The organism is Streptomyces sp. NPDC060198, from assembly GCF_042728415.1.
Classification (GTDB): Bacteria; Actinomycetota; Actinomycetes; order Streptomycetales; family Streptomycetaceae; genus Streptomyces.
The window spans coordinates 1-9,699 of sequence record NZ_JBHWZJ010000268.1 but is presented as its reverse complement, the minus strand read 5'-3'; the positions used below and the strand labels follow the sequence as shown (position 1 = coordinate 9,699).

The window sequence follows — 9,699 nt, the reverse complement described above, 5'->3', positions numbered from 1 at the left end:
GTCCGGGCCGGAACGGCCGGGACGGCCCCCGCCGCCTTTCCCGGCACCCGTGACATTCGTCCTGCCGGAAGCCGTACGCACGGCTCTGCCGTCGGCCCCGGCGCCACCCGTACCGTCGCCTCCATGACGACAACGGGAAGTGCGGGCGGGGGGCCGGCCGCAGCGTGGCCGGCCGCCGGGTTCTCGGTTGGGGACCGGAAGAGCGGGGGCGGTAGGGACGTTCCTGCGGTGAGGTTCGACGGAGTGTCGAAGTCCTTCCGGACAAAAGGGCGTTCGGGCCGGACCGTGCGCGCGGTGGACGGCATCGGCCTGACGATCGGGGCCGGCGAGACGGTCGCTCTGCTGGGCCGCAACGGAGCCGGGAAGTCGACCACCATCGCGATGCTGCTGGGACTCGACGAACCCGACCGGGGGACGGTGGAGTTGTTCGGCCGCTCCCCGGAGAAGTCGGTGCGGGCGGGGCTTGTCGGGGCGATGCTCCAGGAGGGCCGGCCGATTCCCCGGGTGACCGTGCGGGAGTTGGTCGAGTTCGTGGCGTCGGCCTACCCCGCGCCGATGGAGATCGGCGAGGTCCTCGGGCTCGCGGGCGCCTCGGCGTTCGCGGACCGCCGGGTCGACAAGCTCTCCGGCGGCCAGACGCAGCGGGTGCGCTTCGCCGTCGCGCTGGCGGGCAATCCCCGGCTGCTCGTGCTGGACGAGCCGACCGCCGCGCTGGACGTGGAGGCCCGGCGGGCGTTCTGGGACTCGATGCGCGCCTACGCGGAACGCGGCAACACCGTGCTCTTCTCCACGCACTACCTGGAGGAGGCGGACGAGAACGCCGCCCGGATCGTCGTCCTCGACCGGGGGCGGATCGTCGCGGACGACAGCGGGGACGGCATCCGGGGCGCCGTGGGAGGCGGTCTCGTCGGGATCGACCTGGTGGGCGGCACCGCCGACGGGCTGGACCGCCTGCCGGGCGTGACCGGCGTCGAAGTCCGGGGCGGACGTGCCCTGTTGCGGTCGGCGGACCCGGACGCGACCGTCGTCGCGCTGGCCGGGGCCGGAGCGGTGCGCGGACTGGCCGTGTCGCGGGCCACGCTGGAGGACGCGTTCCTCGCCCTGACCGCGAGTCCCGCCGAGACGTCCGAGGAGACACGGTGATGTACGCGTACGTGATGCTGGAAGTCCGCCGGACCCTGCGGGACGGCGCGTTCCTGATCTTCGGGACGGGGATGCCGGTACTGATGTACCTGCTCTTCACCAACATCGGCGACACTTCGGGGGGCGGCGCGGGCGCCGACGACTGGCGGGCGTACTCGATGACCGGCATGGCCGCGTACGGGGCTCTCGGCTCGGCGATGGCGGTCGGTACGGGGATCGCGTCCGACAAGTCCCTCGGCTGGCTCAAGCAGTTGCGGATCACTCCGCTCGCCCCGTCGCGGATCGTGGTGGGCCGGGCCGTCAGCGGTTCGGTGACGGTCCTTCCCGCGGTGGTCGGGGTGCTGCTGGCGGGAGCACTGGTGAACCGCATCCAACTCGACTGGGGGCAGTGGGTGTTGCTGGTGGCCCTGCTGTGGGTGGGTACGCTGCCGTTCACCCTGCTCGGTATCGGCAACGGCTACCGCCTCACCCCGCAGGGGACCGGAGTGGTCAACATCGCCTGCATGACGGGGTTCGCGGTGATCGGCGGGCTGTGGTTCCCGCTGGATTCCCTGCCCGGACCACTGCGGGCCGTCGGCGCCCACACTCCCGCGCACGGTTTCGCCGATCTCGGCTGGACGACGGTCGCCGGTCACGCTCCGCATCTCTCCTCGATCGCCGAACTCCTCGCTTGGACGGCCCTCTTCGGTGGCTACGCGGTCGTCTCGTATCGGCGTGCGGCGAGGACCCTGTGAAGGCGGGCGCCGCACCCGGCCCCGGCCCGGACCGCGCGGAGCGGCCCGGCCACGCGTGCGCGCGGGAGTACGAGCCCGGCCCGGACTGCGCGGAGGACCCGCCGGGCCGGTGGCGGTGGCCCCGGAGCCGGTGGCCAAAGGGCCCGGGTCCGTACGCGCTGATGCCGTGGCTGCTGCTCGGGCTCGGGGCCTTCTCCAATCTCTGGAAGGGCGAGACCCCGAACCCCTGGGTGGGTGCGGTGGGCGTCCTCCTGTTCAACTCCCTCTACATCCAACTGGTCTTCCGCAGTTTCGTTCCGGATCGACGCCGGACCACCGGGTCGTACGTGTTGCTCGGCGCCCTGGCGGCCATCACCTTCGGCCTGGCGGCCGGCTACGGAGGAAGCTGGCTGCTCTTCTTCCCGCTCCTCTCGCTGGCGAGCGGCACGATCCTGCGGGGCCGGGCGCTCACCCTCGCGCTCGTCGGACTGTCCGTGTGCGGCGTGGCCGTCACCGTGTGGCGCAGCGACCAGGCGTCGGACCCATGGACGATCGGCTACGGGACGTTCGTCTCCGGCGCGGTGACGGCCTCGATCCTCGCACTGTCCGAGACCGTGCGGGAACTACGTGAAGCCCAGGCCGAGTTGTCGCGCAACGCGGTGGAGCGGGAGCGCCTGAGGTTCTCCCGCGACCTGCACGACCTGCTGGGGCACACCCTGTCGGTGATCGTGGTGAAGTCGGAGGCGGCCCGCAGGCTGGCCCCCCGGGACGTGGACGCGGCGCTCGGCCAGATCGCGGACATCGAGTCGGTCGGCCGCCAGGCGCTCACCGAGGTCCGGGAGGCGGTGACGGGGTACCGCGAGGGCAGCCTCGTCGGTGAACTGGAACGTGCGGTGTCGGTGCTGACCGCCGTCGGGATCGAGGGCACGGTGCACCGCGGCGGACCACCGGTCTCCCCCCGCACCGAGGCGTTGCTGGGCTGGGTGGTGCGCGAGGCGGTGACGAACGTCGTGCGGCACAGCGACGCGGCCCACTGCGTGTTCTCCGTCACGTCCGGGAGCGAGCGGGTGGTACTGACGGTCACCGACGGTGGGCCGTCCGGCGAGCAGGGTGGCGGGAAACCCCCGGGCGACCGGCGCCGGGGCCCTGGGGCGGGCGGCGAGGAGCTCTCGTACGCGTACGGCGGTACGGGCCTGGTGGGGCTCTCCGAGCGGCTGGCGCTGGCCGGCGGCTCGCTGCGGGCGGGCCCCGGTCCGGACGGCGGGTTCGTCGTACGGGCGGAGCTGCCCGGGGAGCCGGGGCGGTGAGCGGGGACGGGTGGACGTGTGTCCGGCGTCACCTCGAACGCCGGTACGCCAGTGGCACACTGACACGATGGTGCCGCTGACCACGATCCCGGAACCGATAACGGCCGACCCTCCCCACACGGCGGACCGTCCCGTACTCACCCAGTCCTGGCTCGATCTGGCCTTCCTCCACTGGGCCGTCGACCCGGCCCTCGTCGCCCCGCTGCTTCCGGCCGGTACCCGGCCCGACACCCTGGACGGGGTCACGTACGTCGGACTCGTCGCCTTCCGGATGCACCGCGTGGGGTGGTTCGGTCTGCCCGGGGTCCCGTACCTCGGCTCCTTCCCGGAGACCAACGTCCGTCTGTACTCGGTGGACGCCCACGGTCGCCGGGGCGTGGTCTTCCGTTCGCTCGACGCCTCCCGTCTGCTTCCCGTCGCTGTCGGACGGAGCGCGTTCGGCCTGCCCTACGTGTGGTCGAAGATGGAGGTCCGGCGGGAGGGCGACACGGTGACGTACACCAGTCGCCGGCGCTGGGGCGGGCCCGCCGACGCGCACAGCCGGATCGCGGTACGCATCGGCGAACAGGTCGGTGAGCCCTCGGAGCTCGAACACTTCCTGACAGCGCGCTGGGGCATGCACAGCACCTTCTTCGGCCGCTCCCGCTACCTGCCGAACGCCCACCCCCGCTGGCCCCTGCACCGCGCCGAACTCCTCGACTGCGCCGAGAACCTCGTCGCCGCGGCGGGACTGCCCGCACCGGTGGGCGATCCGGTCAGCGTGCTGTATTCGCCGGGGGTGCCGGTGCGGTTCGGGCTCCCGCCCCGCCGCCCGGCGGGCATCCCCACGCCCTGAGCCGGGCGGCCCTACCGGCTGCGTGACCGCGCCGCGCGGTCATACTCTCTTCTCCGTGACCGAGATGCCGCAGGACCACCGACCCACCGCGTCCGTGCGCGTGCTGCTCGCCGAGGACCAGGGCATGATGCGGGGCGCGCTCGCCCTGCTGCTGGGGATGGAGCCGGACTTCGAGGTGGTCGCCCAGGTGGGCTCCGGGGACGAGATCGTGCCCGCGGCCCTCACCTCCCGGCCCGACGTGGCGCTGCTCGACATCGAGCTCCCGGTGCGCAGCGGTCTGGACGCCGCCGCCGACCTGCGGGAGCAGGTGCCGGAGTGCCGGGTGCTGATCCTGACGACGTTCGGCCGGCCCGGGTATCTGCGGCGGGCGATGGAGGCGGGCGCCTCGGGCTTCCTGGTCAAGGACGGCCCGGTGGAGGAGCTGGCCGGGGCGATCCGCAGGGTGCTGGGCGGCGAGACCGTGGTCGATCCCGCCCTCGCGGCGGCCGCTCTCGGGGCGGGTCCGTGCCCGCTCACCGGCCGCGAGCGGGACGCCCTGAACGCGGCTTCCGGCGGGGCGACGGTCTCGGACATCGCGCGGCAGCTGCACCTCTCGGAGTCGACCGTGCGGAACTACCTCTCGTCCGCGATCGGCAAGACCGGCACCCGCAACCGCACGGAGGCGGCCCGGGCGGCCCGGCAGCAGGGCTGGCTCTGAGTCATTCCCGCGCTGACCGGCCCCCGGCCGCCCGTCCCGCCTTCGCGCCCGGCAGCCAGAGCAGCACCAGCAGGGCCGCCGCCAGCAGCACACCGGAGGCGGTACGGAAGGCGAGGGCGTACCCGGCGGTGAGGTCTGCCGGGGTGGCCGAGTCGCCGGTGCGGGCGGCGGCGACGGTGGAGAGCACGGCGAGCCCGAGCGCCCCGCCCATCGTGCGGGAGGTGTTGACGAGGCCGGAGACGAGTCCGGCGTCCCCGGGGGCGGCACCGGAGGTGGCGAGGGAGGCGAGCGGGGTGGAGACGAAACCCATGCCGAAGGCCATCAGGACGCCGGGCAGCAGGATGCCGGCCGCGTAGTGGCTGTCGGCGCCCATGGTGGACTGCCAGCCGAAGCCCGCGATCGTGAGCAGGATGCCGGTGAGGGCCATCGGCTTCGCACCGGTACGCGCCATGAAACGCGGGGCGAGTTTCGAGCCGAGGACGATCGCGGCGGAGGTGGGCAGCAGGGCGAGCCCGGCTTCCAGCGGGGAGTAGCCGAGGACGTTCTGGGCGTACACGGTCATGAAGTACCACATCGAGAAGGTGGCCGAGCCGAGCAGCAGCATCGCGGCGTTGGCCGAGGCCACGGCCCGTACGCCCAGCACCCGCAGGGGCATCAGCGGGGCGGCCGTACGCCACTCGACCAGCACGAACGCGCCGAGCAGGGCCAGCCCTGCGAACAGGGGGACGAGTGTCGCGGGGGCGGTCCAGCCCACCGCCTCGGTCTGCACGATCCCGTACGCGAGGACGGCGAGGCCCGCCGTGACGAGGACGGCGCCCGGCAGGTCGATCCGGCGCCGTTCGCCGCCCCGGCCCTCGGCGAGCAGGAACGCGGCACCGGCCAGGACCAGAGCACCGACGGGGACGTTGATCAGCAGGACCCAGCGCCAGGAGAGCAGGTCCGTCAGGACCCCGCCGATCAGCCCGCCCGCCGCTCCGCCGCCCGCGCCGACCGCCATCCAGGTGCCTATCGCGCGGACGCGCGCCGGGCCCTCCGGGAGCGCGGCGGTAAGGAGGGTGAGGGTCGCCGGGGAGAGGACGGCGGCGCCGAGCCCCTGTCCGGCACGGGCGGCCAGCAACTGCCAGCCCTCCTGCGCGAACCCGCCGGCAAGGGAGGCGGCGGTGAAGAGCCCGAGGCCGACGAGGAACATCCGCTTACGGCCGAAGAGGTCGGCGGCCCGTCCGCCGAGCAGCATGAACCCGGCGAACGCGATCGAGTAGGCGTTGAGGACCCAGCTGAGCCCGGAGGCGCTCAGCCCCAGGTCGGTCCGCATCGACGGCAGTGCCACGTTGACGACCGACACGTCGAGCACGACCAGGAACTGGCCGGTGCAGGCCGCGACGACCGCCGCCCAGGTGCGGGGCCTCAGGCGGCGGGGAGCGGTGCGGGTGTCCGGGGACACGTCGTCCACGCCGTCCACGTCGTCCAGGGATACGTCTGTCATGTCCGCCATCGTCCCCGGCTCCGCACCGCGCGTACACGGCGCGAAGTCGCGAGCGGCCTCGGTCCTCGGGTCTGCGACGCCCCCGGAGCCGCCGGTGGCAGCGGGCGGTACGGCGGCGGCCCACGGTATCTCCCGGAGCAGTTCCCCCTCGTCGTCGTACAGCTCCAGGCAGAAGGCGCCGTCGAAGCGGGTTCGCAGCAGCGCCGCGAGGTCGTCCAGCCGGCCGGCCCCGACCTCACCGTTGATCAGGGTCTCGCGCTTGCTCGGCGGGTCCAGCTCGATCTCGCACCAGTCGGTGGTGACCTCGTACCCGTGCCAGCTGGAGCTGCGTGATTCCCAGCCCGCCCGCTCGAACACCTCGACCACCGTGTCGGGACCGAACCCGTGGACCACGCCGCACACGGTGCGCCTCCCGCCGCCGGGCGGGGAAACGGGAGCTGGTGCGGGGTCCGCCGACGCGGTGGGGTCGCTGGTCATGACGGTGAACGTAGCAACCGTTCTGGCGATCTCCGTCCGACGGGACCTCCGCACGGGACGTCTCCGGGGGCCGCAGCCTCCCGGAGACGCTCCGCTCACTCAGGCGGGACCGGGATCGAAGATCTCGTGCCCACCGACTCGGCGCCAGATGACGTGCGGCTCACCCGCCCGCACCTCGTCGCCGTACTGCCAGGTGGCGCGCCCGTCGGGCGCCCACCTCATCTCCATCACAGGGCGCCTGCCGATACCCGGCCTGACTCCCTGCACGGGCTTTACCCCGAGGCCCGTCCGGAACTGACCGCGGGCGACATCCGGGAGAAACCGTTCCTTGACGGTCTCCAGAAAGCGGCGTTTCTCCTCCGCTCCCAGCTTCTTGACGTCACGGTCGAAGCGTTCCGTTGTTTCGAAGGTCGGCAATAGGCCCCCAGGTGGCTGGATGTCAGAGGTTGTCGAGGTGCTCCAGGAAAGCGTCCTCGTCGGCGTGACGGGTGGTACGTCCGGCGTCGATGTCCTCATCGGCCTCGCGCTCGCCCGCCTGCCACCGCTCCGTCCAGAACCAGGTCTGGTCCGTGCGGATCTTCCTCAGTCCGTGGACCTCGACGATGCCCGCGTCGTTGACCTCGAACTCAAGCTCGTCTCCCGGGGAGACACCCAGCGCCTCGCGCACGCGGCCGGGCAGGGTCAGCTGCCCCTTCTCGCGCAAGCGGGTCTGGTACGCAGTCGTAGCCATGGTCGACCTCTCACCTCATCTTCCATGTCTGTTCCAGCTCTGAGACTACCCAGGAATTCGCAACATTGCGACTCTCCCATAGTCGAACTTTCCAATATTGCGACTCTCGGACATGGGGACCTGCCCGGTATCGCGGGCGCGCCTTCCGGCGCCCGGGCGCCCGCACCGCCGCCACACCCCGCGCCGGCCGCGCACCCTCACCCCCCACCACGAACCAGCCACCCCCAACCGGCCAATACCGCAGGTGAGTTCGAGCACCCTCACCCCGGGAATACCCCCGCCCCGAGAAGCGTTCGGTATGCATGCACTTGGGGGGTCCCTCCGGTGATGGCCGCTGCCCGGAAGGCGAACGTATGCGACGGACGACGAACGAACAGAACACCGGGGGAAGTCCCGGTCCGCTTCAGGAGATCAAGGAACCCAGGGGAGCGCTCGTCCCCGTACTGGCCTTCGCGGGCATCACCGTCGCGGTGATGCAGACCCTGCTCGTACCCGTCATCAAGGACCTGCCCACTCTTCTCCACACCGCCCAGTCGAACGCGACCTGGGTGATGACGGCGACACTGCTCGCCGGAGCCGTGTCCACCCCGATCATGGGGCGGCTCGGCGACCTGTACGGCAAGCGGCGGATGCTGATCGCCAGCCTCGCCGTGATGGTGATCGGCTCACTCGTCTGCGCCTTCACCGACGACCTCCTCATCATGATCGTCGGCCGGGCGCTCCAGGGATTCGCCATGGGTGCGATCCCGCTCGGCATCGGCATCATGCGTGACGAGCTGCCACCGGAGAAGCTCGGCTCGTCGATGGCACTGATGAGCTCCTCGATCGGTGTGGGCGGCGGGCTCGGTATGCCCGCGGCGGCGCTGGTCGCCCAGCACGCCGACTGGCACGCGCTCTTCCTCGGTTCGGCGGGGGTCGGTCTGGTGGCCCTGGTCCTCACGGTCTTCCTGGTGCCCGAGCCGCCGCTGCGCGCGCCCGGCACCTTCGACTACGTGGGCGCCTTCGGTCTCTCGCTCGGCCTGGTCTCCCTGCTGCTGCCCGTCACCAAGGGCAGCGAGTGGGGCTGGACCGCCCCGCTCACCCTCGGCCTGATAGCCGGCGGCCTGCTGGTCCTGGTCGCCTGGGCGCTGTACGAACTGCGGAACGCCGCACCCCTGGTGGACCTGCGGACCACCGTCCGGCGCGAGGTGCTGCTGACCAACCTGGTCTCGATCATGGTCGGCGTCTCCTTCTACGCCGTGTCGCTGGTGATCCCGCAGCTGCTCCAGCTGCCGACCTCCACCGGATACGGCCTCGGCCAGTCCATGGTGGTCGCCGGCCTGTGCATGGCGCCGCTGGGGCTGACCATGATGCTGACCGCCCCGGTGTACGCGCGGATCGCCGCCCGGCGCGGCCCGAAGGCCTCCCTGATCATCGGCATGCTGGTCATCGGGGTCGGCTACGGCGCCGGGACCCTGCTGATGGACGCGGCCTGGCAGACCCTGGTGATCTCGACGGTGCTGGGCGCGGGCATCGGCCTCGCCTACTCCTCGCTGCCGGCGCTGATCGTCGGCGCGGTGGACGCCTCCGAGACCGGGGCCGCGACCGGCCTCAACACCCTGATGCGGTCGATCGGCACCTCGGTGTCCAGCGCCGTCATCGGCATGGTGCTGGCGAACACCTCACTCCCCATGGGCGGGGTGGCGGTTCCCTCGATGCACGGGTTCCGGCTCTCCTTCCTGATCGCGACCGGGGCGGTGCTGGTCGGTCTCGTGCTGGCCACGTTCCTGCCCTCGCAGCGCCCGTCCTCGCGTCCGGTGCTGGTCGCCGACAGCGAGAGCGCGGCGCTGCTCGCGGAGGCCGAGGCGCTGGTGGCCATCGACGCGGTGCTGCACGGCGGGGCGTCCGCGCCGCCCGCCGGTGGTTCCCCGGCCGTCGCGGGCTCCATCGGTTTCCACGGTCTGGTGCGGGACGCGGCGGGCGCGCCGGTGGCGCGGGCCACCGTGACCCTGGTCGACCGGCAGGGCCTGCAGGCCGGCCGGGCCGTCGCCGACGACGCGGGGCGGTACGCGCTGGCCGCCACCCCCGAGCCGGGCCATGTGCTGGTCGTGACCGCCGCCGGTTACGCGCCGCGCGCCCGGCCCGCCGTGTGCGCGTCGAACGGGCGGCCGGTGGTGGCCGACCTGGTACTGACCGCCGCCGCACCGGAGCACGGCGGTGCCGTGGCGTCGCGGGTGGCCGACGCGGTCCAGGCGTCGCCGGAGGCACTCGCGGACGAGTACCGAGCCTGACCCCGGCCCACCGCACCCGGTGAGACCCCGCACGCCCCCGCCGG

9 protein-coding genes are annotated in these 9,699 nt (G+C 72.6%); 6 read left to right on the top strand and 3 right to left on the bottom strand.

Annotated features, from left to right (window positions below; genetic code table 11):
• Positions 1–228: 228 nt before the first annotated feature.
• The 5 genes from ACFWEP_RS25885 (at position 229) to ACFWEP_RS25865 (ending at position 4,695) form a co-directional block, all read left to right on the top strand.
• Positions 229–1,143 (top strand): ABC transporter ATP-binding protein, encoded by a 915-nt coding sequence (locus tag ACFWEP_RS25885; protein WP_387373332.1) that lies wholly within the window; start codon positions 229–231, stop codon positions 1,141–1,143.
• Positions 1,143–1,877 (top strand): ABC transporter permease, encoded by a 735-nt coding sequence (locus ACFWEP_RS25880; RefSeq protein ID WP_387373330.1) that lies wholly within the window; start codon positions 1,143–1,145, stop codon positions 1,875–1,877. Before ACFWEP_RS25885 ends, ACFWEP_RS25880 begins: the two co-directional genes overlap by 1 nt.
• Positions 1,878–2,038: 161 nt before the next feature.
• The gene (locus ACFWEP_RS25875; RefSeq protein ID WP_387373328.1) at positions 2,039–3,163 is read left to right on the top strand and encodes a sensor histidine kinase; all 1,125 of its coding nucleotides are present in this window, start codon (positions 2,039–2,041) and stop codon (positions 3,161–3,163) included.
• Between the two features lie 67 nt (positions 3,164–3,230).
• The gene (locus ACFWEP_RS25870; protein ID WP_387373326.1) at positions 3,231–3,998 is read left to right on the top strand and encodes a YqjF family protein; all 768 of its coding nucleotides are present in this window, start codon (positions 3,231–3,233) and stop codon (positions 3,996–3,998) included.
• A gap of 64 nt (positions 3,999–4,062) precedes the next feature.
• Entirely contained in the window at positions 4,063–4,695 is a 633-nt protein-coding gene (locus tag ACFWEP_RS25865) for a response regulator (protein ID WP_387373336.1), read from the top strand.
• Position 4,696: 1 nt separating this feature from the next.
• On the opposite strand, the gene ACFWEP_RS25860 is transcribed toward ACFWEP_RS25865, so the two are convergent.
• The 3 genes from ACFWEP_RS25860 to ACFWEP_RS25850 all read right to left on the bottom strand — a co-directional run bounded on the left by ACFWEP_RS25860 (position 4,697) and on the right by ACFWEP_RS25850 (position 7,385).
• Positions 4,697–6,187: a DHA2 family efflux MFS transporter permease subunit gene (locus ACFWEP_RS25860; protein ID WP_387373334.1), complete on the bottom strand. Its 1,491-nt coding sequence runs from the start codon at positions 6,185–6,187 to the stop codon at positions 4,697–4,699.
• A 567-nt stretch (positions 6,188–6,754) separates the two neighbouring features.
• Positions 6,755–6,883 carry a hypothetical protein gene (locus ACFWEP_RS25855; protein WP_387373324.1) on the bottom strand — a complete coding sequence of 43 codons (129 nt, stop codon included), beginning with the start codon at positions 6,881–6,883 and terminating at the stop codon, positions 6,755–6,757.
• Positions 6,884–7,094: 211 nt separating this feature from the next.
• Entirely contained in the window at positions 7,095–7,385 is a 291-nt protein-coding gene (locus tag ACFWEP_RS25850) for an AbrB/MazE/SpoVT family DNA-binding domain-containing protein (protein WP_387373323.1), read from the bottom strand.
• A 353-nt stretch (positions 7,386–7,738) separates the two neighbouring features.
• On the opposite strand from ACFWEP_RS25850, the gene ACFWEP_RS25845 reads away from it, so the two are divergent.
• Positions 7,739–9,655, top strand: a complete 1,917-nt coding sequence (locus tag ACFWEP_RS25845) for an MFS transporter (protein WP_387373321.1) — start codon at positions 7,739–7,741, stop codon at positions 9,653–9,655.
• Positions 9,656–9,699 lie beyond the last annotated feature (44 nt).

Bases quoted from the DNA above. Each gene is read 5' to 3' on its own strand.
- ACFWEP_RS25845 (WP_387373321.1), top strand. From the start codon at position 7,739: ATGCGACGGACGACGAACGAACAGAACACCGGGGGAAGTCCCGGTCCG.
- ACFWEP_RS25855 (WP_387373324.1), bottom strand. From the start codon at position 6,883: ATGGAGATGAGGTGGGCGCCCGACGGGCGCGCCACCTGGCAGTACGGC.
- ACFWEP_RS25875 (WP_387373328.1), top strand. From the start codon at position 2,039: ATGCCGTGGCTGCTGCTCGGGCTCGGGGCCTTCTCCAATCTCTGGAAG.
- ACFWEP_RS25880 (WP_387373330.1), top strand. From the start codon at position 1,143: ATGTACGCGTACGTGATGCTGGAAGTCCGCCGGACCCTGCGGGACGGC.
- ACFWEP_RS25860 (WP_387373334.1), bottom strand. From the start codon at position 6,187: ATGGCGGACATGACAGACGTATCCCTGGACGACGTGGACGGCGTGGAC.
- ACFWEP_RS25870 (WP_387373326.1), top strand. From the start codon at position 3,231: ATGGTGCCGCTGACCACGATCCCGGAACCGATAACGGCCGACCCTCCC.
- ACFWEP_RS25850 (WP_387373323.1), bottom strand. From the start codon at position 7,385: ATGGCTACGACTGCGTACCAGACCCGCTTGCGCGAGAAGGGGCAGCTG.
- ACFWEP_RS25865 (WP_387373336.1), top strand. From the start codon at position 4,063: ATGCCGCAGGACCACCGACCCACCGCGTCCGTGCGCGTGCTGCTCGCC.